The sequence below is a fragment of the Aquimarina sp. 433 genome (assembly GCF_054054605.1).
Window position 1 is genome coordinate 390,301 of record NZ_JBSWZK010000002.1, and the last position, 22,262, is coordinate 412,562.

The 22,262-nt window shown below is 33.8% G+C and carries 18 protein-coding genes and 1 tRNA gene; 13 read left to right on the forward strand and 6 right to left on the reverse strand.

Annotation, left to right across the window (positions count from 1 at the left end; translation table 11 throughout):
* The first annotated feature begins 7 nt into the window (after nucleotides 1-7).
* From ACWNT5_RS05795 to ACWNT5_RS05810, 4 genes are all read left to right on the forward strand, one after another.
* Nucleotides 8-1,264, forward strand: a complete 1,257-nt coding sequence (locus ACWNT5_RS05795) for a peptidoglycan DD-metalloendopeptidase family protein (protein WP_299902395.1) — start codon at nucleotides 8-10, stop codon at nucleotides 1,262-1,264.
* A gap of 4 nt (nucleotides 1,265-1,268) precedes the next feature.
* Nucleotides 1,269-2,906 carry a glucose-6-phosphate isomerase gene (pgi, locus tag ACWNT5_RS05800; RefSeq protein WP_456516870.1) on the forward strand — a complete coding sequence of 546 codons (1,638 nt, stop codon included), beginning with the start codon at nucleotides 1,269-1,271 and terminating at the stop codon, nucleotides 2,904-2,906.
* 174 nt (nucleotides 2,907-3,080) lie between these two features.
* Nucleotides 3,081-6,308, forward strand: coding sequence for a TonB-dependent receptor (locus tag ACWNT5_RS05805; RefSeq protein WP_299604798.1), 3,228 nt, complete (start codon nucleotides 3,081-3,083; stop codon nucleotides 6,306-6,308).
* Between the two features lie 90 nt (nucleotides 6,309-6,398).
* Nucleotides 6,399-6,836 carry a hypothetical protein gene (locus ACWNT5_RS05810; RefSeq protein ID WP_299604796.1) on the forward strand — a complete coding sequence of 146 codons (438 nt, stop codon included), beginning with the start codon at nucleotides 6,399-6,401 and terminating at the stop codon, nucleotides 6,834-6,836.
* On the opposite strand, the gene ACWNT5_RS05815 is transcribed toward ACWNT5_RS05810, so the two are convergent.
* Nucleotides 6,833-7,255 (reverse strand): secondary thiamine-phosphate synthase enzyme YjbQ, encoded by a 423-nt coding sequence (locus ACWNT5_RS05815; protein ID WP_299604794.1) that lies wholly within the window; start codon nucleotides 7,253-7,255, stop codon nucleotides 6,833-6,835. The two genes, ACWNT5_RS05810 and ACWNT5_RS05815, sit on opposite strands and share 4 nt — an antisense overlap.
* Before the next feature lie 99 nt (nucleotides 7,256-7,354).
* Here ACWNT5_RS05815 and ACWNT5_RS05820 point away from each other — a divergent pair, with 99 nt between their 5' ends.
* Nucleotides 7,355-8,161: an HAD family hydrolase gene (locus ACWNT5_RS05820; protein WP_299604791.1), complete on the forward strand. Its 807-nt coding sequence runs from the start codon at nucleotides 7,355-7,357 to the stop codon at nucleotides 8,159-8,161.
* Nucleotides 8,162-8,460: 299 nt separating this feature from the next.
* On the opposite strand, the gene lepA is transcribed toward ACWNT5_RS05820, so the two are convergent.
* Nucleotides 8,461-10,257 carry a translation elongation factor 4 gene (gene lepA, locus ACWNT5_RS05825; protein WP_299604788.1) on the reverse strand — a complete coding sequence of 599 codons (1,797 nt, stop codon included), beginning with the start codon at nucleotides 10,255-10,257 and terminating at the stop codon, nucleotides 8,461-8,463.
* A 336-nt stretch (nucleotides 10,258-10,593) separates the two neighbouring features.
* On the opposite strand from lepA, the gene dusB reads away from it, so the two are divergent.
* Nucleotides 10,594-11,586: a tRNA dihydrouridine synthase DusB gene (gene dusB, locus ACWNT5_RS05830; RefSeq protein WP_299604786.1), complete on the forward strand. Its 993-nt coding sequence runs from the start codon at nucleotides 10,594-10,596 to the stop codon at nucleotides 11,584-11,586.
* Nucleotides 11,587-11,598: 12 nt separating this feature from the next.
* Here the strand turns inward: dusB and ACWNT5_RS05835 are convergent, their stop codons facing one another.
* Together ACWNT5_RS05835 and rbfA are read right to left on the reverse strand one after the other, a co-directional pair.
* Nucleotides 11,599-12,804 carry an ABC transporter permease gene (locus ACWNT5_RS05835; RefSeq protein ID WP_456516871.1) on the reverse strand — a complete coding sequence of 402 codons (1,206 nt, stop codon included), beginning with the start codon at nucleotides 12,802-12,804 and terminating at the stop codon, nucleotides 11,599-11,601.
* 91 nt (nucleotides 12,805-12,895) lie between these two features.
* Nucleotides 12,896-13,288 (reverse strand): 30S ribosome-binding factor RbfA, encoded by a 393-nt coding sequence (rbfA, locus tag ACWNT5_RS05840; protein ID WP_299604782.1) that lies wholly within the window; start codon nucleotides 13,286-13,288, stop codon nucleotides 12,896-12,898.
* Nucleotides 13,289-13,413: 125 nt separating this feature from the next.
* Here rbfA and mce point away from each other — a divergent pair, with 125 nt between their 5' ends.
* Together mce and ACWNT5_RS05850 are read left to right on the forward strand one after the other, a co-directional pair.
* Complete coding sequence (gene mce, locus ACWNT5_RS05845; RefSeq protein WP_299606334.1) at nucleotides 13,414-13,815, forward strand: methylmalonyl-CoA epimerase; 402 nt, start codon at nucleotides 13,414-13,416, stop codon at nucleotides 13,813-13,815.
* A 57-nt stretch (nucleotides 13,816-13,872) separates the two neighbouring features.
* Nucleotides 13,873-13,946, forward strand: a tRNA-Ile gene (locus tag ACWNT5_RS05850).
* Nucleotides 13,947-14,731: 785 nt separating this feature from the next.
* On the opposite strand, the gene ACWNT5_RS05855 is transcribed toward ACWNT5_RS05850, so the two are convergent.
* On the reverse strand, nucleotides 14,732-17,719 hold the full coding sequence (locus ACWNT5_RS05855; protein ID WP_299604780.1) for a carboxypeptidase-like regulatory domain-containing protein: 2,988 nt from the start codon (nucleotides 17,717-17,719) through the stop codon (nucleotides 14,732-14,734).
* 378 nt (nucleotides 17,720-18,097) lie between these two features.
* On the opposite strand from ACWNT5_RS05855, the gene ACWNT5_RS05860 reads away from it, so the two are divergent.
* Complete coding sequence (locus tag ACWNT5_RS05860) at nucleotides 18,098-18,271, forward strand: hypothetical protein (RefSeq protein ID WP_299604778.1); 174 nt, start codon at nucleotides 18,098-18,100, stop codon at nucleotides 18,269-18,271.
* A gap of 17 nt (nucleotides 18,272-18,288) precedes the next feature.
* Here ACWNT5_RS05860 and ACWNT5_RS05865 read toward each other — a convergent pair whose 3' ends face one another.
* Nucleotides 18,289-18,876, reverse strand: a complete 588-nt coding sequence (locus ACWNT5_RS05865) for a riboflavin synthase (protein WP_456516872.1) — start codon at nucleotides 18,874-18,876, stop codon at nucleotides 18,289-18,291.
* A gap of 85 nt (nucleotides 18,877-18,961) precedes the next feature.
* On the opposite strand from ACWNT5_RS05865, the gene pdxA reads away from it, so the two are divergent.
* The 4 genes from pdxA to ACWNT5_RS05885 all read left to right on the forward strand — a co-directional run bounded on the left by pdxA (nucleotide 18,962) and on the right by ACWNT5_RS05885 (nucleotide 22,237).
* On the forward strand, nucleotides 18,962-20,023 hold the full coding sequence (gene pdxA / locus ACWNT5_RS05870; RefSeq protein ID WP_299604774.1) for a 4-hydroxythreonine-4-phosphate dehydrogenase PdxA: 1,062 nt from the start codon (nucleotides 18,962-18,964) through the stop codon (nucleotides 20,021-20,023).
* A 198-nt stretch (nucleotides 20,024-20,221) separates the two neighbouring features.
* Complete coding sequence (locus ACWNT5_RS05875) at nucleotides 20,222-20,761, forward strand: YceD family protein (RefSeq protein WP_299604772.1); 540 nt, start codon at nucleotides 20,222-20,224, stop codon at nucleotides 20,759-20,761.
* Nucleotides 20,762-20,771: 10 nt separating this feature from the next.
* Nucleotides 20,772-20,969, forward strand: coding sequence for a 50S ribosomal protein L32 (gene rpmF, locus ACWNT5_RS05880; protein WP_027394691.1), 198 nt, complete (start codon nucleotides 20,772-20,774; stop codon nucleotides 20,967-20,969).
* Between the two features lie 272 nt (nucleotides 20,970-21,241).
* Nucleotides 21,242-22,237: a beta-ketoacyl-ACP synthase III gene (locus tag ACWNT5_RS05885; RefSeq protein WP_456516873.1), complete on the forward strand. Its 996-nt coding sequence runs from the start codon at nucleotides 21,242-21,244 to the stop codon at nucleotides 22,235-22,237.
* Nucleotides 22,238-22,262: the final 25 nt, after the last annotated feature.

Genomic DNA, 22,262 nt, shown 5'->3' on the forward strand with positions numbered 1-22,262 from the left:
GTCAGAGTTGAAGAATTTAGGTTGTATACTACTTATTTTGGTAGTATTTATTTCATGCCAAAAAGAAAAGAAAGAACCCGTAGTTGTTGTTCCAGAAACAAGTAAAGAAATAGTAGAACCTCCTATCATCAAAGAATTTGGATATAATCTAAACGACTTTACCGTTGTTAGAGATACCGTTCGCCCAGGAGATAGTTTTGGAGCTATTTTAGACAGTCATGGAATTTCTAGAGCTAAGGTTTTTGAAATTTCAAATAAAATAAAAGATACTTTTAACGTTGCAAGAATTACCGCAGGTAAAGCCTATACCGTTCTAAAATCAAAAGATACCGCAGAACAAGCACAAGTATTTGTGTATCAAAATGGGTTAATAGATTATACGGTTGTAGATTTTAGAGATAGTATTATTGCTAGGAAAAGTGCCAAACCTGTTAAAATCGTTGAAAGAATAGCCTCTGGGACTATTGAGAGCAACCTCTCTCAAACTTTTGATGATATGGATTTAAGCTTTCTCGTTGCCTATAAAATGGCTGACATTTATGCCTGGACCATAGATTTTACCAGATTACAAGCAGGAGATCGATTTAAAGTTATCTATACAGAAAAGTATATCAATGACACCATCCCTGCAGGAATTGGAGAGATCAAAGCTTCTTACTTTGAGCATCGGAGCAAACCCCTTTATGCATTTCGATTTAAAGATGATACCATCAATAACTCATCGGATTATTTTGATCAGGAAGCTAATAACTTAAGAAGAGCTTTTTTAAGAGCACCCGTTCAATTTAGTAGAATCTCTTCTAGATACAACCTTAAGCGTAGAATAAAATATTACGGAAATAAGATTAGACCACACAGAGGAACTGACTTTGCCGCGCCTATAGGAACACCGATTTTGGCCACTGCTGATGGGACTGTTACTAAATCTGAACGTAGAGGAGGAAATGGTAAATATGTAAAAATAAGACATAACGCTACTTATGAAACACAATACCTTCATATGAGCAAAAGAGCTGTAAAAGTAGGTGAATTTGTCCGACAAGGAGAAGTGATTGGGTTTATAGGTATGACAGGTAATACCAGTGGTCCTCACGTATGTTATCGTTTCTGGAAAAATGGTAGAGAAGTAGATCCGTTTAGAGAGGATCTACCAGCTTCTAAACCCCTACAAGACAGTCTAAAACCTGCTTTTTTTAAGCATATAGAACCGATGAAAACAAAATTAGATAGTATCATTTTTAAACCAAAACAAGAAATATTGTAACCACATGGCATTACCAACTATTAATCCCACCACCACAAAAGCCTGGGAAGCACTTAAAAACCATTATGAGACAATTAAAGACACTCATCTAAAAGATCTTTTTGAAAAAGCTCCTAATAGAGCTGATGTGCTTTCGATAGAATGGAATGATTTTTATATAGATTATTCTAAAAATCGAATGGATGAAACAACTAAAAAATTATTAATAGATCTTGCAAAAGAAGTACAACTTGACAAAGCTATACAAAGTTATTTTGGAGGTGAAATTATTAACGAAACCGAAGAAAGAGCCGTTCTACATACTGCACTTCGCGTTCCTTCTGATCAAGTTGTTGAAGTAGCTGGCAAAAACGTTGTAAACGAAGTATCAGAAGTAAAGAACAAAATCAAAGAATTTTGTGATCAAGTTATAAGCGGAGATCTAAAAGGATATACCGATAAACCTTTTACAGATATTGTTAATATAGGTATTGGAGGATCCGATCTTGGCCCTGCTATGATTACAGAGTCTTTAGAATACTATAAAAACCATTTAAACCTACATTTTATCTCTAATGTAGATGGTGATCATGTACATCAGAGACTAAAAGGATTAGATCCAGAAACCACTTTGTTTGTTGTAGTATCTAAAAGTTTTGGAACGCAGGAAACATTATCGAATGCCATTACAGCAAGAAACTGGTTTATAAACCAGGCTTCTTCATCTGCGGTTGGTAAGCACTTTGTCGCTGTTTCTAGTAATGTGCAAAAAGTTGTAGATTTTGGAATAGAGGAAACTAACATTTTTCCTCTTTGGGATTGGGTAGGTGGTCGTTTCTCTTTATGGAGTGCCGTTGGACTATCTATAAGTTTATCCATAGGATATGAAAATTTCGACTCCTTACTAGAAGGTGCTCACCAAATGGACGAACACTTCAGAACAACAAATTTCGAAGAAAACATTCCTGTTATTCTAGGACTATTAAGTATATGGTACAACAATTTCTTTGAAGCAGAAAGCGAAGCAATAATCCCTTATTCTCAATATCTTCATAGATTACCAGCGTATCTGCAACAAGGAATCATGGAAAGTAATGGTAAAAGTGTGGATCGTGCAGGAAACCCTATCAATTACCAAACAGGAACCATTATTTGGGGAGAACCGGGAACCAATGCCCAACACGCATTTTTCCAACTTATTCATCAAGGTACTAAATTGATTCCTGCTGAGTTTATCGGGTTTAAAAACCCTCTGTTTGGTGACAAAAGTCATCAGGATAAATTAATGGCCAATTTCTTTGCTCAAACAGAAGCTCTTATGAACGGAAAAAGTAAAGAAGAAGTCTTAGAAGAGCTACAATCTAAAAATCTTACTGAAGAAAAATTAAGACAACTTGTTACATTCAAAGTTTTCTCTGGGAACAAACCTACAACTACAGTTCTAATTGACAAACTTACTCCAAAAAGTTTGGGAGCTCTTATTTCTATGTATGAACAGCGAATTTTTGTTCAGGGAGTTGTTTGGAATATTTTTAGTTATGATCAATGGGGTGTAGAATTAGGTAAGCAATTAGCTACAAAAATTTTAGATGAAATCGATAATTCGCAGATTTCTGACCATGATTCGTCTACGAAAATGTTAATTAAAAAGTACCTAAGCTAGATATTTTCCGGTTAACAACTTTTTAATATTTTCAACCACTTGAAAACCAATGATGTAAAAATTTGAGTTACCTTAAAACCGTTAAAACTTTATGTAAAAATTTTAACGTTTAGATAAACTTAGATTGCACAAAGATTCGTTCTTTTGCGCCAACAATTAACTTAATTCATTATAATGAAAAAGATTACATTTTTATTTGTTGTAATTCTTTTGGCAACAGTTGCAGAAACTTTTGCACAAGGGGTTACAAAATCTTCCATGAATGGAAAAGTGACAGATAATACTGGGGCACCACTGCCGGGTGCCAATGTAGTTGCAATTCATACACCATCGGGGACAAAGTATGGAGCAATTACTGATTTCGACGGTTATTACAGGATTGCTAACATGAGAACCGGAGGTCCTTATAGAGTAACAATCTCTTATGTAGGATTTCTAGGTTTCGTTAAAGACGATGTATACCTTCAGTTAGGAGATTCTAAAAGCATTAACACTCAAATGAAAGAAGAAGCTAATGCTCTTGAAGAAGTTGTAATTACCGCTACCAATAACGGTGTATTTGATTCTGGAAAAACGGGAACCGAAACTACAGTAACAGAAAGACAGATTAACTCTTTACCATCGGTTTCAAGATCCGTTGCAGATTTCGTAAGAATTACACCACAGGCACAGATTTCTGAAGGAGATGACGGATTCTCAGTTTCTTTAGCTGGACAAAACAACAGATATAATGCATTATACATCGATGGTGGTGTAAGTAATGATGTATTTGGTTTAGCTGGTTCTGGTACTGATGGTGGACAAACAGGAGTAAATCCTTTCTCTATCGATGCAATCGAAACGTTCCAGATTAACATTGCTCCTTTTGATGTAAGACAATCTGGTTTTGCGGGAGGTGCAATTAACGCTATTACCAGATCAGGGACAAACAAGATTGAAGGATCGGCTTACACATATTTCCGAAATCAAGATCTAGCTGGAAAAACTCCTCCTAGTCTTGTAGGTGATGGAGAGTCTAGAGAAAAACTAGCAGATTTTTCATCTAATATCTATGGGGTTAGAGTTGGTGGTCCAATTGTAAAAGACAAATTATTTTACTTTGTAAATTACGAAAGAGAAGAAACTGAAACTCCTCAACCATTTAATTTTAGTAATTACCAAGGAGATTCTAATTTAACTGAAATTCAAGATCTTTCGAACTTCTTACAAACTACTTACGGATTTAATCCAGGTGGCTTTGACAACAATACAAGAACATTAGAAAGTAACAAATTTACTGTAAGATTAGATTGGAATATTAATGAAAATAACCAATTAAGTGTAAAACATAATTATGTTAGCGCGGATAATCTAGAAGCAAGAAATAGTAGCAATACTAGAATTGGTTTTATCAATGGTTCAGAGCTGTTTGAAAGTGTAAAGAACGAAACGACTTTAGAGCTTAACTCTTCTTTTGGTAGCTGGGCATCAAATAGCCTTTTAGTAGGTTATAAAACAGTAAGAGATGATAGAGATCCATCTGGTGATCCATTTCCTTCTGTAGATATTAGAGATGGTAACGGTACAATTACTTTTGGTGCAGAACCTTTTTCTACTGCTAACTTATTAGATCAAGATATTTTAAATATTGCAGACAATTTTGAAATCTATAGTGGTAAACACACTATAACGATTGGTACGCAACATGAATTTTCTAAAATCAAGAACCTATTTTTTGCATTTAACTATGGAGATTACACTTTCAATAGTGTTAATGATTTCTATGCTGGAATTATTGATGAATACCAAAGAGGTTACTCTCTAGTAGGTGGTACTGCTGTAGGTGATGAATCTGATGGAGCTTCAGAATTTAAATTATACCAACCAAGTGTATATATACAAGATGAAGTGAGTATTGCTGAAAACTTTAAATTCACAGCTGGTTTAAGAGTAGATGTTCCTATTTTCGAAGATGGACCTGTTAATGATGACTTTAATAATAGAACAATTCCAATCTTAGAAGCTGCAGGAAAAGATCTTCAAGGTGCTAGAGTTGGTAAAGCGATTAATCCTAAAGCACATCTATCTCCAAGAATTGGTTTTAACTGGGATGTTAAAAACAATAGGTCTACTCAAGTACGTGGTGGTTTAGGAATGTTTACCTCAAGAATTCCATTAGTATGGCCTGGAGGATCTTATAACAATAATGGTATTACTGGTGGTTTTACAGCTGGATTTAATTTAGATCCCTCTACAATTACTTTTAATCCTGATATTAATCAACAACCAGTAGCTGTTGAGCCTGGAACTGGTGGTTTAGCTGGTAATATTGATATCTTTACACCAGATCTTCGATTACCTCAGTTCATGAAGTACAACATTGCAATTGACCAAAAACTTCCTTTCTGGGGATTAATTGCAAGTGCAGATTTCTTATATACTGATGTAATTACTAATATCTATTATGAAAACTTAAACATTGCAGAAGCAGAAGGTTTCTTAAACGGTGCTGACAACAGACCTTTCTATAGTGATAGCTTTGGTGATCTTATTGACAACACTTACGGAAGAATTACATTAGGAACTAATACAGGTGAAGGTTTTTCATATAACGCTTCTGTTACCTTAAGAAAGCCATTTTCTAACGGTTTCCAAGGAAGTGTTTCTTATTCTTATGGAGAAGCTGAATCAATTTTTGACGGAACCTCTTCTCAGAATAGTTCTCAATGGAGAAATATACAAACAGTAAACGGTAAAAATTCAGATATACCTTTAGGAAGATCTGATTTCTCTCAGGGATCTCGTTTTACTGCTAATGTAAGCTATGAAAAAGAGTATTTAGGATTTATGAAATCTACTATTGCTCTTTTCTACGAAGGTAATCAAGGAGCTCCTCACTCTTTCGTATATAGAGAGGGAGCGGATCTTCTTAATGATGATTCTAGAGACAACGCGTTAATTTATATTCCTGCAAACCAAAGCGAAATTGTATTAGTTGATGGAGAAAACGGACTTAGCTCTCAGCAACAGTGGGATGCTTTAGATGCTTTTATCGAAGGAAACGATTACTTAAGAAGCAGAAGAGGACAGTATGCAGAAAGAAATGGAGATAGAGGTCCTTGGAGTCACACAGTGGATTTAAAATTCTTACAGGATTTTTACATCAATACTGGAGATCATAAGAACACGCTTCAGCTTTCTCTTGATATTTTCAATTTTACAAATCTTCTTAACAAAGATTGGGGTCAAAGAAAATTCATTCCAAGTAATATTGGATTGATCGAAACTGAGCAAGCAGGACCAAATCCTGAGTTTAGTTTCAACCCTGCTTCTTTCGAAGATGGAATTGAACAATTAGATGATAGTGGATTACAATCATCAAGATGGCAAATGCAAGTTGGTTTAAGATATATCTTTAACTAATTTTTAAATACCATAATAAAAACCTCGCTCGAATTGAGCGAGGTTTTTTTATACATAATGTTTACCTTTGGATAAACTAAACATATCATTATGTACGAAGCAATACAAATCGTTCACTCCTATTGGGCTTATCTAGTCGTTCTTGTTGTAACCTTAGCAACTTTTAATGCCTTAGTTGGTTTTTTTACCAAAAGAGAATATGCACCAAAAGACTTTAGAATATCTCTTTTTGCTTTAATCGTTACACACATACAGTTATTAATAGGAATTGTTATATTTTTTGTTTCTCCTACTATTATGTGGTTTAAAGATGTTCCTGTAAAAGATATTATGGAAGACCCTTTGGTTCGTTTGTATAATGTAGAACATCCTACGGTAATGATTTTAACAGTTGTATTTATTACGGTTGGTTATTCCAAACATAAAAAGAAACTAACCTCTACGCCAAAGCTTAAAATGTTAGCTATTTTCTACACAATAGCCTGGATATTAATGCTATCAAGAATTCCTTGGGCAAATTGGTTCTAAGAACCAAAAGCGGTAAGCACTAATTTTCTGGAGCCACCATAATCTCTGTGTTCGCAAAGGTAGATTCCTTGCCATATTCCTAGATTTGGTTTGCCTGCCGTTATTGGTAACTGTACAGAAGTTCCCATTAACGAGGCTTTGATATGTGCAGGCATATCATCTGCTCCCTCATAGGTGTGTATATAGTAGGGTGCATTTTCTGGAACCATTTTATTCATATGACTTTCAAAATCCTGTCGAACTGTTGGGTCTGCATTTTCATTAATGGTAAGACTAGCAGAAGTATGTTTAATAAAAACCTGTAATTGTCCAATAGCTATTTTACGAATCTCAGGAATTTCCGAAAGCACTTTTTCTGTAATTAAATGAAAACCTCTTGGATAAGGCTTCAGACTAATTTCTTTTTGAAAGAATTTCATAGGTTAATCATTAAAAAAGCAATTTAATACAAATTTTACAGTAATAATCGAACGCCTTATTGCAAACTCTAATACCTTTACGTAGTTTAAAAATCTTGTATGGACTTATCTAAAATAAAATTAGTAGCTACAGATATGGATGGTACGCTTCTTAACTCAAGAGGAGAAGTAAGCCAATCTTTCTTTTATCTATTTGATGAATTAAAAGAACTAGGTGTTACCTTCGTTGCTGCCAGCGGGAGACAATATTATAGTATTCTGCATAAATTAAACGCAATCAAAGATGACATGATTGTTATTGCAGAAAATGGTGCTTTGACAATGCATAGAGATCAGGAATTACAAACAACCGAAATTGATAGAGACACCTATTTAGAACTATTAGAAATCACCCAAAAACTAGAAGGATCACAGGTAATATTATGTGGTCGTAAAAAAGCTTATATCGAAGATTATGGAAAACCTTTTGAAAATATGCTCAATGAATTTTACGGCAAATATGAGATTGTAAAAGATCTGTCTGAAGTTATTGATGATCAATACTTAAAAATTGCCATTTGTAATGAAAAAGGTTCTGAACAATATTTATATCCTGCTTTAAAACATCTAGAAAACAGATTAAAAGTAAAAGTATCTGGTAAAGTATGGCTGGACTTATCCCATAACGACGCGAATAAGGGACACGCATTAAAGAATGTTCAAAAAAGCTTAGACATCTCTACAGATGAAACTATGGTTTTTGGAGATTACAATAACGACTTAGAAATGATGTCTAGAGCCAAATATAGTTTCGCTATGCAAAATGCTCATCCAAATGTAAAGGAAGTGGCGAATTACATGACTAAAAGTAACGATGAGAACGGCGTAGAATATATGCTCTCTAAAATGATAGAAGCTAAAAAATAAACTACACTACAAAATAGATTTTGATAAGATTATCTGGTATAATCGATCTTAGGATATGCAAGCTAATACAATAGATATAATAAAGAAGTAGACGTATATCGGTTGTTTTGCTAAAAACTTCTGCATAATAATAGGGGTTATATTAATTAAGTTTTAATGAATATAGAGACATATTAGTAATCCATATTCGTCGACAAAGATATAAAAAGAAAACAAAAAAACGCATTTTGGCTTAAAAAAATGCGTTTTGTCGATATTTTTTATTCTTAAAAAGAAGTCTTTTTCTTACTTTTCCTGATTTAATCGTTCAGTTTTAAAACTGCCATGAACGCTTCTTGCGGTATTTCCACGTTACCTACAGCTCTCATACGCTTCTTACCTTTTTTCTGCTTTTCTAATAACTTACGCTTACGAGAAATATCACCTCCATAACATTTTGCTGTTACATCTTTACGAAGGGCTTTTACCGTTTCTCTAGCAATAATTTTAGCACCTATAGCAGCCTGAATTGGTATATCAAATTGCTGTCTCGGTATTAATTCTTTTAATTTCTCGCACATCTTTTTACCAATATCATATGCATTATCCTGATGTAATAAAGCAGATAAAGCATCAACCGTATTCGCATTTAATAACACATCTACTTTTACTAGTTTAGAAGCTCGCATTCCAATAGGCGCATAATCAAAAGAAGCATATCCTTTAGACACTGTTTTTAATCGATCATAAAAATCAAATACAATCTCGGCAAGTGGCATGTCAAAAGTAAGCTCTACTCTCTCTGTGGTTAAATAGGTTTGATTTGTGATTTCACCTCGTTTTTCTATACATAAAGACATCACAGGTCCTACAAAATCAGCTTTGGTGATAATCGATGCTTTGATATAAGGTTCTTCCACCCTATTCATTTTTGAAGGATCAGGAAGATCCGAAGGATTATTTACAATAATAACCTCATCAGGTTCTTTATTGGTAAACGCGTGGTAAGATACGTTAGGTACTGTAGTAATTACAGTCATATTAAACTCTCTCTCCAAACGTTCCTGAATAATCTCCATATGTAACATTCCCAAGAATCCACATCTAAATCCAAAACCTAATGCAGCAGAACTTTCTGGTGTAAACACCAAAGAAGCATCATTTAACTGTAATTTTTCCATAGACGCACGAAGTTCTTCATAGTCCTCTGTGTCTACTGGATAAATACCCGCAAATACCATTGGTTTTACATCCTCAAAACCTTCAATCGCATTCTGAGTAGGAGTTTTAGCATCCGTAACCGTATCTCCTACCTTCACTTCACGAGCATCTTTAATACCTGTGATCAGATATCCAACATCTCCTGTTTTAATAATTTGTTTTGGAACTTGATTTAATTTCAAAGTTCCTATTTCGTCCGCAAAATAGTTTTTATTAGTAGCTACAAACTTAATCTGTTGCCCTTTCTTAATTTCACCATTAACTACTCTAAAGTATGTTTCTACTCCTCTAAAAGGATTATATACAGAATCGAAAATCAATGCTTGTAATGGTTCATTTGGATTTCCTTCTGGTGCTGGAACACGCTCGATAATGGCTTCTAGAATTTCTTCGATTCCAATTCCAGTTTTAGCACTGGCAGGTATCACCTCCTCAGGATCACAACCCAATAGATCTACAATATCATCAGTAACTTCTTCTGGATTTGCACTTGGTAAATCAATTTTATTTAAAACAGGAATAATTTCTAAATCATTATCCAGTGCAAGGTACAAATTGGATATCGTTTGTGCTTGTATACTTTGCGCAGCATCTACAATAAGCAAAGCACCTTCGCAGGCCGCGATAGACCTAGAAACTTCATAAGAAAAATCTACGTGTCCAGGAGTATCAATGAGGTTTAGAATATACTGTTCACCTTTGTAGGTATACTCCATCTGAATTGCATGACTCTTAATCGTAATTCCACGCTCACGTTCCAAATCCATATTGTCCAACAACTGATTCTGAGCTTCTCTAGCGGTAACAGAACCTGTATAATCCAACAATCGATCAGCAAGCGTACTCTTACCATGATCAATATGCGCAATAATGCAAAAATTTCTTATGTTCTTCATCATTCTTTTTTTTGGCGGGCTAAAACGGGCTATCCGTTATATCTTTTTTGTTTCCCATCACTTATTTCTCTTCAAAACAAAAAAGGATGTCACTTCTATCCCTGCCCGAATACATTCAATGCTTTATAAGTACAATATCCGTTCAATTTACAGAAAATTAAACTCCATAATGTGAATAAATCATTGAGTTTGCAAATATAATCGATTTTAGAAGGTTTATGTCATCAATACTTGATTTTTAAATGATTCTAACCTCAGATTCAATCTTACAATGAAGATTCGTTAGAATTCGTACTTTTGCAAAGAATTACGTTTAATATTTATCAAACAAAGGTTTTGGCAAAGATAGGGGACATTGATGTAGGAGAATTTCCTTTACTATTAGCACCGATGGAGGACGTGAGTGATCCACCATTTAGAGCGTTATGTAAAGAACAAGGAGCAGATGTTGTATATACCGAATTTATATCTAGTGAAGGATTAATTCGAGATGCAGCAAAGAGTGTAATGAAGTTGGATATATATGAAAAAGAACGTCCGGTTGGTATTCAAATTTTTGGAGCCAACTTAGATTCTATGCTTAAATCCGTTGAGATTGTAGAAGCATCAGGACCAGATATCATAGATATTAACTTTGGATGTCCTGTAAAAAAAGTGGTAAGCAAAGGAGCTGGCGCTGGTATCTTAAAAGATATCGATCTAATGGTTTCTCTAACCAAGGCCATGGTTGAGCATACCAAACTGCCTGTAACCGTAAAAACGAGATTAGGTTGGGATCATAACTCGATAAAAATTGTCGAAGTAGCCGAACGCTTGCAAGACGTAGGCTGTAAGGCCATTTCCATTCACGGACGTACAAGAGCGCAGATGTATAAAGGAAATGCAGATTGGAAACCTATCGCCGAAGTAAAGAACAATCCTAGAATGCATATTCCTGTTTTCGGAAATGGAGATGTAGATAGCCCTGAAAGAGCAGTAGAAATGCGTGATCAATATGGACTGGATGGCGCAATGATTGGTCGTGCCAGTATCGGATATCCATGGTTCTTCAAAGAAGTAAAACATTACTTCAAAACAGGAGAACATCTGCCACCTCCGACTATAGAAGAACGTGTAATTGCAGCACGCAGACACTTGCAAATGTCGATCGATTGGAAAGGTGAAAAACTTGGAGTTTTTGAAACAAGAAGACATTACACCAATTACTTTAAAGGCATTCCACATTTCAAAGAATATCGCACTAAAATGGTAACCAGCGATGATTCCAAAGATGTATTTGCTGCTTTTGATGAAGTACAGGAAAAATTTGCAGGATTCCAGTTTGCGTAAATGAAATTCTTATTAGAAACTCACTAAACGTTGGTTGATTCTACTAGAAGCTAATAACGATGCTACTATACCTATTACAGTAATGGTAAGAAAGACTATAATAAAGCTCATAACTGTAATTTTAGTAGGATACGGAAGAGAAGGAGTAATCATCAATAACCCAAACTGCTGTTGACAAATAATAATGATAAAGCCTAAAAGCAGACCCAATAATGCTCCTAAAATTGTCATTAAAGAACCTTGAAACAGAAATACTTGTCGGATTTTAGGTAAAGTTGCTCCTAAATTATATAAGGTTTGTATATTCATCTTCTTATCGATGATCATCATAATAATCGCTCCTGCTACATTAAATAAAGCTATGATTGCTATTAAGGTGATTACTAAATAAGACGCTAAATTCTCCGTATTTAGCATTCTGTATAAAGTGTCGTTTAATTGAATCCGGTTTTTTACGACAACCTTATCTTCAAAAAGTGCAATCATTTGTTCCCGAACGGTATCTTCATCAGCTTCCGGAGATAATTTCAATTCTATATTAGTCACTCGATCTTTTGGCAAGTTTAGCAACTCTCTTGTTAGACCAATAGTAGCAAAAACATACTTCTTATCGAGGTCTTCATTTACCGTATAAATTCCAGTATTTACTACAGCTTTTTTTCTAAACGCTTTAGAAGGATCTTTCGGAATACCTTTTCCCGGTTTAGGAACATATATGTTTAGAAAGTTTGTATAAATCTGCTCCACTCCCATTCCTAGCTCTTTTCCTATTCCATAGCCTGAAACTACTTGAGCATCGTTTCCACTTAACCATTCGCCGTATGCCATAATACTATCTGTCGCAATGACTTCTTTATAATTAGCATCTACACCTTTTATAAAACCTGTTTTTTGTTTGTCTTTAAATTCTAAGAGAACACGCTCTTCTATAACTTCCGAAAAACTTAGAACACCTTCTAGATCAGATAATTTCTTTTTGTGATCTTCTGTAAATGTAAATGTCTTTCCATTAGAAGGAAACAACTTCAAATCTGGATCAAAATAAGAAGAAAATTGCAAGCTAAAATCCTTAAGCCCAGCAAAGCCGCACAATACCAGAAACAACGACATAGCTCCTATAACCACACCCGCTGCTGCAATCCCAGTAATAATATTAATTGCATTACTACTACCAGGAGAAAACAAATAACGTTTTGCTATGTAAAAAGGAAACTTCAAATTTTTAGTACAAAATCTTAATCAACTATTTTTTAATAAAGATAATAGAATATGTTGTTATGACCGATTTTATTTAAATTAACTTAAATAATTACTTTTTCTTGCGTTTTGGCAATAAATCAGGATTCTCTAAAGGATTGTCTTCTCCCTTAATTGCTTTCTCGATATTATCTATATACTCCAATGAATCATCAATAAAATAGGATAACTCGGGCATACGACGTAATTGATTTTTTGTACGCTGCGCCACCTGATGTTTAATTTGAGATTTTACCGCATTTACTTCTTGTAATACTTTTTCTCCTTCATTATGAGGGAATACACTCATATATACTTTAGCAATGGATAGATCTGTAGTAACACTTACCTTAGTAACAGAAACCAAAATCCCTTGTACTCCAGCTTCACGCAAAGCAAGCTGTATTACATCTGCCACATCACGTTGCAATACGCCTCCTATTTTTTTCTGTCTGTTTGTTTCCATGGTACAAAAATAGCTATTTATGTGATGTGTTGATTTTCTTTTAATAGAAAATCCTTTTCGCATAGCTATTTTGTACTTTTATCCTCATTATCTAATAATTAATAAAATTTACACTTGTGAATCATATCAACAAAATTGAACATATCGGTATTGCTGTAAAAGATATTGATAAAGCCAATACACTTTACGAACAATTACTAGGAGTTGCTCCATATAAAGAAGAAACAGTAGAAAGTGAAGCGGTGATTACTTCTTTCTTTAAAGTTGGCGAAAACAAGATCGAGCTTTTGGCAAGCACCAGTGAAGATGGCCCTATTGGAAAATTTATTACCAAAAAAGGCGAAGGCATTCATCATATTGCTTTTGATGTAGATGATATTGAAAAAGAATTAGAAAGACTCGAAAAAGAAGGATTTCAATTGATCAATAAAACCCCTAAAAAAGGTGCTGACAACAAGCTAGTTGCCTTTATACATCCTAAAACAACAAATGGTGTTTTGGTAGAGCTTTGTCAAGAGATTAATTAAATTACAAAAAATGTTTGGCGTGTTTATATCAATTACTTAAATTTGCCCTCCGTTTTAGGTCCCATAGCTCAGCTGGTTAGAGCACCTGACTCATAATCAGGGGGTCCTTGGTTCGAGCCCAAGTGGGACCACCCAAAAGCCTTAGTGAAAACTAGGGCTTTTTTAGTTTTTATATTTAGACTTACGTAATGAGTAATTATTTATTTAACGGAAATGAAACGCTCAACGTAAAAGCACCATTAAACTGTTCTAAAAAAAGGATAGAAGTAATAAGATAAACCCACATCAAAATTATTATTCCGTCCTAATGCCAATCCTATCGATACATTGATATAAGTTTCGGTTTGTTGTTGGGCAAATATAGTTTGTATAAATATAACCATTATTATTACTGAATAACCAGTGAGTTTTTGCATGGTTTTGCGATTTGTGTTTTATAATAAATGATTGGTATAGGGAAGTATTATAAATAGGGAAAATATTACCTTCTTAAAGTAAGTTTTACGATAGATTATTAGCCTTGCAAATATCATTTTCTTGACAACAAGTATTAGTAGAATTTAATATGTTCTTAAAACAACATTTTAAAGTGCTTTTTTAGTCAGTTTTGTTTATCTTTAATAGGTGTTTTACCAGGAGAATGACCTAATTAGTTAAACAAAATACAATTTAACCAATATGGCAAGTCGATATTATATTCCCGGGAATATAATCCGTGCCTTCTAAAAATTAGCACAAACTAGGGGGTTGTCATTTTTTTGACAACCCTTTTCTTGTAAATACCATCATAATAATACTTACAGGTCCTTAGTAATAAAAATAAACGTATTTACTAAACAATAAAAATCCAACTAAAAAAGCCCTAACGTATGCCAGGGCTTTTTAAAATTATTCTAAATGTTAATGTATACTTTGATTAAATTTCAAACTTATCCAAACTAACTTTCTCTTTTTGATCATATAATTTGATAAACTTCACTTCTTTGCGTTCATCTGGTAGCCCATAATTATGATATATTGTATACTTCATTACCACAGGATTTAAAGATGACGTGACTTCTCCTAAATATTTAATATTTACTATCCACTCTCCTTGAAATTTTTTATCTAGCACAAACTCTTTAGAGGTAATTCCTTGTTCCAGTTCCTTTAATAATTCTTCTGGTTGGTTTTCATAATAATGAGACCATTTAAAATATTTGTTTTCAGGATTTACAAACTGAAGTTCGAAAGCCGCATTAGGATCATTCCAATCAAAAACAATTCGAGCTGGAGAACTTTTAACTCTCAGATACGCTTCAGGAATATCGGTGTAAGATACTTGAGCTCTATGATTATTCATAAAACTCTGCAGCTGCGAAGTTAATTGCTTCCAAACACCATCAAACTTTACATTATCATTCTTATTCGCCAACATCTCTTTATATAGATCAAAAGCCTCTACATACTTTGCATTTTCTGTATAAATCCTTGCCAGATCTAAATATGATTGCGCAGAATTGGGCTTTAGTTCACGCAATTTTTCATATACTAACAGCGCTTTATCTATCTGTTTTGTTTCTTCTAACTTAAACGCTAATGCACGCATTGCTTTATAATTATGGCCACCTATCTCAGCTATATTAGACAACACTTCTTTAGAAAAGTCTTCATCCCACATAGTGAAGTATTCTGCCGCCTGAAGATAAAATGAAATATCCGTGAAATAAGTATCTCTTAATTCATAATAAGAATCTAGCGCTTCGTTGTACGTAGCACTATTCCATAAATCGTTCAGATATGCCGGCTTATTCTTATTCTCATCCAACAAAAGCACCGATTCATCGTAATCATTTCCTTTTACTAATAAAGAATTTGCTTCATTATCAGGACCAAAATCAGGAGAATTTAGTTTGGTTTCTACGATAAAAACACCTCCAGCTCCCAGAGCACCATACCTTACTGTACCGGATATACCACTAATCACAGAGATACTTTTAATAATAAAAGGTTGTAAAAACTCTGGAGGTCTTGTATACTGAACCCCATCTACCACAAATAATGGCGGAATTTCTAAATTAATAGATCTTCTACCACGTATTCGATATACCACTCGGTCTCCATCTCCAATCACCTGAACACCTGGAAATCTACCTCTAATAATATCAGATAAAAAAATCGCCGACTTCGGAAAATCTTCTTGTTCTAAAACATAATTAGCACTTCCTAATCTCCTTTTATTTACTTTTTGGTCTCCTCTATTTACAATTTCTTCTCCACCACTTGACTTCTTAGATTGTAAGTTTACTTCATCCAATCTATCATATTTAGAGACTAAATCTACTTTTACATCTTTCGCTTCAGAAAGTGTTATGTCTTTTTTAACCATACCAAAATGTTCAAAAACCAAAACATCTCCACTCTTAGCATCAATTAAAAACTTTCCATCAGCATCGGTTTCAGCTTCTATTAGAGAACCTCTTACTCTAACGGTACAACCCTGAACAGGACTTTGATCAGAAAACACCTCTCCAGAAACAAAATCTTCTGTGCTTTGTTTGTTATAGACAGAAACATCAATACTGTCTTTTAATAGGTACGTAAGAACCTGAGTCGTGCTCATTTTAGGAAGATGTAAATAATAACCTTCACTATATTGACTTGCTTCCTGAAGTGCTATATGATTCCCTTTATCTTTACTATTGATATAAAAAATGGGAACTTCATATTTAGTTTGATGTTCTCCATAAGTTGCCAATCCATCAGTAAAAACCAGATATTGATCTGTATCTAAATTTTCAGGAAATAATTCCGAAAAATTACTAGCCCCATTATACGTGATATTTCCAATAGCCCTAATTAAGTCTTTGCTCTTACCCTTTCTAATATCAAAAGTCTGTTTACCATGAAGACGATTTGTAAACGGAATTAAGTCTACTCTTACCTCTTCTAAATTAGCTAAATATTTTTCCAAGATTTTCTTTTCGGCTTCTAAATCTCTATTCCTCATAGATAACGAAGCATCCCAATACATCGTAATATGCTGTGGTTTCTGTCTTTCTTTTGTTTCTTTTTGTGATTCTAAATAAGAGGTTTCTACCTTAAACGCGATTCCTTTCTTATACAATTTTTTCCACGCATCTTGACTTACGTATCGTAAATACGCTTTACCATATTCACTGGCTGTTATTGCAAATTGAATATCATCACCATATACTTTTATAAGCTCTAATGACATTACGAAATCATCATCTACTCTGATGTTGTAAGCTGACAAATCGATGATTTCTTCTCCATTTTTCTTAGAAATTGTATGATAAATATTATTGCGAAGTAAATTGTTGTTTGGTTTCCCTCTTTTTTCATCATAAACATTTACCCGCACCAATAAACTATCAGCAGTATTCTCTAAGATATTGAATTTTAATTTATGGATTTTTGTACTTCTCTTTTTCCCAAGTTTGATAAACGAACCTATTTCTCCACCAAGTGCTTGTTTGTCCTTCCAGTAAGCCATTAAATTGGAGTTGTATGAGTAATACCCTAAAGAATCTTTGATACTTTTATCAGCGACCACTACTGCTTCCTCAAGAGCTTGTACATCTGGTTTTAAATAAATTTTATTGTCTTTAGTTAATAAATTATAAAATCTATTTGCCGAGAAACTCAATGTTTTGTATCCAATACTGGAAATCTGTATGGTTGCTGTTTTAGGAATTCTGGCTTCGTCATATAATAACTGAAACCAACCATCTTCTCTACTCACCGTTCCTATTCCACTATCTACAAATCCAATATTTACATACGGAATTGGTTGATTTGTTTGCTGATCAATTACATAAGCCTCTATCCTAATATTATATTGCGAAAATACCAGTATAGGAAGAAACCCAAAAACAATAAAAAATAATTTGCGCGTATTCATATTTCCAAGATTAATAAAGCAGTTTTTTAAGTAAAATCACATTGAAGATTCAATGTTAGCCTTTCGTTTTTCAATCTACAGTAACATTCAAATTCTTATAGATCGTATTTTATCCCACAACTTTAATACCAAGATAAAACAAAGAAGGCTTGGATTTAAAAAATTAACCAAACCCTAACTATTGTTGCATCATTTTGAGCATATTTATACTGAAAATCAACTCATTGAACGATTATTGTTAATAAAACCTGATAAAATAATTTTTTCAATTCGAATGTCTACTCTAAATTTACATCCAAAGATCACTGCGTTATGGTATGTTTTTTGGGGAAAGAACAATCATAATGATTTAGGGAATACAAATGAAAACTTGTGATTATGCAGTATAAAGTAATTGATACTAAAAGCCAGCATTTTGGAAAAGTATTAGATTTCGAATCTTGCGCAAATTCCAAAGATTTGGGAGGAGTAATTTTAAAAATAGATGAAAATTCTTTCTCTTTATTTCGTTTTAGTGAAGTAGAAAAAATTGATACTATTCTAGCAAGCTAGCGAAGATTTGTAGAAATCTATGATAGCTCTGTTATTCTTTTTACATATTTACCGATAACATCAAATTCTAAGTTTACGACAGTACCCACTTTAAAGGTATTGAAATTAGTATGTTCATATGTAAAAGGTATAATCGCTACGCTAAACGCATTTTTTTGAGAGTTTACAACCGTTAAACTCACACCATTTACGGTAACAGAACCTTTTTCTATGGTAATATTACTAAGAGCAGGATCGTATTCAAAAGTGAAATACCAACTCCCGTCCGCTTCCTTAATTTGTGTACACCTTGCAATCTGATCCACATGTCCTTGAACAATGTGACCATCCAACCGTGCTCCTAGTTTCATACCTCTTTCTAGGTTCACAATACTTCCAACTTTAAGATCATTTAAATTCGTTTTATCCAAAGTTTCTTTAATCGCTGTAACCGTATACTGATCGTTCTCTATAGACACAACTGTAAGACAAACCCCATTATGAGCAACACTTTGGTCAATTTTTAACTCAGATGTAAAATTCGCACGAATAGTAATATCTAAATTTTCCTGATCAGTTTTAAGATTAGCAACCGTTCCTAATTCTTCGATGATTCCTGTAAACATAAATGCGAATTATTTAATTAAATTTGTGTCCTAAAATTTGAAGTCCTTTTGACACTTCAAAAATACTTATAAAGTAGTTTATATAATGAAGAAAGAACAAAAAATAAGATTAGGAATTTCTATTGGCGATTTAAACGGTATTGGAAGCGAGGTTATTCTAAAAACTTTCGAGGATAATCGAATGTTAGACTTTTGCACTCCCGTAATTTTTGCTTCGGTTAAAATTCTTTCTTTTCTTAAAAAGCAATATAAAATCAATACAAACCTCCATGGTATTGACAAAACTTCTCAAATTTTAGATGGAAAAATCAATGTGCTTAATGTATGGAAAGAAGGAGTTGATATAAATTTCGGTAAAGAAGACGAAAAGGTTGGTGCTTACGCCATAAAATCATTGAAAGCATCAACGCAAGCTCTAAAAAATGACGAGATCGATGTACTTGTAACTGCACCCATTAACAAACATAGCATCCAATCCGAAGATTTTAATTTTCCCGGACATACCGATTATTTAGACCAAGAGCTTCAGGGAAATAGTCTTATGTTCATGATTACTGATACTTTAAAAGTTGGATTACTCACAGACCATGTAGCCGTTAAAGACATTGCTAATACAATTACTCCGGAACTTATTGAACAAAAAGTAGACACTATTCATAACGCTTTGCAACAAGATTTTGGAATTAGTAAACCTAAAATTGCAGTGTTAGGTATCAACCCACATAGCGGAGATAATGGTGTCATAGGAAAAGAGGATGACGAAGTACTAAAACCAACGATTAAAAAAATCAACGAATCTGGCAAACTTGTTTATGGACCTTATGCTGCTGATAGCTTTTTTGGATCTAATAGTTATAAATCATTTGATGCCATTGTAGCCTCTTATCATGATCAAGGACTAATTCCTTTTAAGACGTTATCTTTTGGAAAAGGTGTAAATTATACCGCTGGATTAAACAAAGTACGAACCTCGCCAGATCATGGAACTGCATTTGAAATAGCAGGAAAAAACAAGGCAGATAATGGATCCTTTAAAGAAGCAGTATTCGCTGCTTTAAAGATTTATAAACACAGAGAAGAATATAAAGAACTGACTAAAAACCCATTAAAAAAACAACCAAGAAAACCTCAGTTTAAAGGGAATTAAGAATTCATAGTTTGGTAAAGTAGTGGAGATAACTAAATTGAAAAAAACGATATTTATTTGTTCAAATACTAAAACCTAACGAAGCAAATTCTAACTTTCTGATATAATTTTATTTACAAAAATGCAATCATAACGATTTTTTGTTATCTTTGCACCCGCCTTTTACCAAATTGGTAAAGACTTGAAACTGATGATGAAATGAAACCACTAAAAGAGTATACTATTCCTTTTGTTGGATTGAAGCTAGGATTACATAGTTTTGAGTATGAGATTGGCGATACGTTCTTCGAACATTTTGAGTATGATGAATTTAATACATCTGCTATAAAAGTAGATCTGGAGTTTAACAAGAAAACAACGATGTTAGAACTTCGGTTTACTGCTAAAGGTACAGTAAATGTAAATTGTGATGTTACTAATGAACCTTTTGATCTACCAATGGAAAACGAGTTTTTTCTGGTAGTTAAGTTTGGTGAAGAGTATAATAATGAGAACGAAGAAATTCTCATTATCCCGCATGGAGAATATGAAATCAATGTGCAGCAATATATATATGAGCTTATTGTACTTGGGGTACCTTCGAAAAGAGTGCACCCTGGTGTCGAAGATGGAACGTTAAAATCGGACATACTTGATAAACTGGAAGAATTAAGTCCAAAAGAAAAAACATTAGAGAATGATAACGAGGAGATTGATCCTCGTTGGGATAAATTAAAAAACTTATTAAACGATAAATAATAGCTAAGCAATGGCACATCCTAAGAGAAAAATCTCCAAAACTAGAAGAGATAAGAGAAGAACACATTATAAAGCTACTGTACCACAAATAGCTACAGATCCTACAACAGGAGAAGCACATTTATATCACAGAGCTCATTGGTTCGAAGGTAAATTATATTACCGTGGTCAGGTAATTATTGACAATACTGAAGAAGAAGTAGCATAAGCATACTGTTAAAATTATAGAAGAACTCTCACAAAAGTGAGAGTTTTTTTGTTTTTAGTTGAAAATCTGTCAAAATCCAGTTATTTTGCGCCATATTTGCAAGTAATTTAGTATTTTCAACCACTTTTTTGCACGTGTTGTGTGAGAAGTAAGAAAATGATCTAATCAATTTATTGATGCTAATTTTTTTAAAGCAAGCATGCCTAAAGGAAATTAGCAAATTCTATCTGAAGTTTTATCATTATAAAACAGCAGATGACTAAAATAAAGATATGAGTAAAACCACAGCCGCTATAACAGCTGTAGGCGCTTATGTGCCGGATCATGTGTTATCTAATGAGATGTTAGCAACCATGGTCGAAACAAACGATGAATGGATCACCACTCGTACTGGTATTAAAGAACGCAGAATACTAAAGGAAGAAGGTAAAGGAAGTTCTTTCTTAGGTATCAAAGCAGCAGAAGATTTAATTGCTAAAAAAAATCTCGATCCCAAAGAGATTGACATGGTAATTTTTGCGACTGCTACTCCAGATCTTCCCGTAGCTGCAACCGCAGCATATGTTGCTACAGAAATAGGAGCAATCAATGCTTTTTCATATGACTTACAAGCTGCATGTTCTAGTTTTTTATATGGAATGTCGACTGCAGCTAGTTATATAGAATCTGGAAGGTATAAAAAAGTGTTATTAATAGGAGCTGATAAGATGTCTTCTATCATTGATTATACAGATCGTACTACTTGTATCATTTTTGGAGATGGTGGTGGTGCAGCACTTTTTGAGCCAAATGACGAAGGTTTAGGCTTACAAGATGAGTACTTACGAACCGATGGTGTGGGACGTCAGTTTTTAAAGATTGAAGCAGGTGGTTCTATTTTACCTCCTTCAGAAGAAACAGTTGCAAAAAGACAACATTTCGTTCAACAAGATGGGAAATCTGTATTTAAATATGCAGTGTCCAATATGGCTGATGCAAGTACCAAGATTATGGAACGTAACAACATTACTGGTGATGACGTAGACTGGTTAGTTGCGCACCAAGCCAATAAGCGTATTATTGATGCTACTGCCAATCGAATGAATCTAGATGAGAGTAAAGTTCTGATGAATATACATAGATATGGTAATACTACCTCAGCAACTTTACCATTATTATTAAGCGATTACGAAAAACAACTCAAAAAAGGAGATAATATAGTATTTGCCTCTTTCGGAGGAGGATTTACTTGGGGTTCCATTTTCTTAAAATGGGCCTATAATTCCTAAACAACTAAAACACACAATACCCAAC

Coding starts and splice junctions, on each gene's coding strand:
- pgi (WP_456516870.1), top strand. CDS start 1,269: ATGGCATTACCAACTATTAATCCCACCACCACAAAAGCCTGGGAAGCA.
- ACWNT5_RS05805 (WP_299604798.1), top strand. CDS start 3,081: ATGAAAAAGATTACATTTTTATTTGTTGTAATTCTTTTGGCAACAGTT.
- ACWNT5_RS05810 (WP_299604796.1), top strand. CDS start 6,399: ATGTACGAAGCAATACAAATCGTTCACTCCTATTGGGCTTATCTAGTC.
- ACWNT5_RS05815 (WP_299604794.1), bottom strand. CDS start 7,255: ATGAAATTCTTTCAAAAAGAAATTAGTCTGAAGCCTTATCCAAGAGGT.
- ACWNT5_RS05820 (WP_299604791.1), top strand. CDS start 7,355: ATGGACTTATCTAAAATAAAATTAGTAGCTACAGATATGGATGGTACG.
- lepA (WP_299604788.1), bottom strand. CDS start 10,257: ATGAAGAACATAAGAAATTTTTGCATTATTGCGCATATTGATCATGGT.
- rbfA (WP_299604782.1), bottom strand. CDS start 13,288: ATGGAAACAAACAGACAGAAAAAAATAGGAGGCGTATTGCAACGTGAT.
- ACWNT5_RS05855 (WP_299604780.1), bottom strand. CDS start 17,719: ATGAATACGCGCAAATTATTTTTTATTGTTTTTGGGTTTCTTCCTATA.
- ACWNT5_RS05860 (WP_299604778.1), top strand. CDS start 18,098: ATGCAGTATAAAGTAATTGATACTAAAAGCCAGCATTTTGGAAAAGTA.
- ACWNT5_RS05865 (WP_456516872.1), bottom strand. CDS start 18,876: ATGTTTACAGGAATCATCGAAGAATTAGGAACGGTTGCTAATCTTAAA.
- pdxA (WP_299604774.1), top strand. CDS start 18,962: ATGAAGAAAGAACAAAAAATAAGATTAGGAATTTCTATTGGCGATTTA.
- ACWNT5_RS05875 (WP_299604772.1), top strand. CDS start 20,222: ATGAAACCACTAAAAGAGTATACTATTCCTTTTGTTGGATTGAAGCTA.
- rpmF (WP_027394691.1), top strand. CDS start 20,772: ATGGCACATCCTAAGAGAAAAATCTCCAAAACTAGAAGAGATAAGAGA.
- ACWNT5_RS05885 (WP_456516873.1), top strand. CDS start 21,242: ATGAGTAAAACCACAGCCGCTATAACAGCTGTAGGCGCTTATGTGCCG.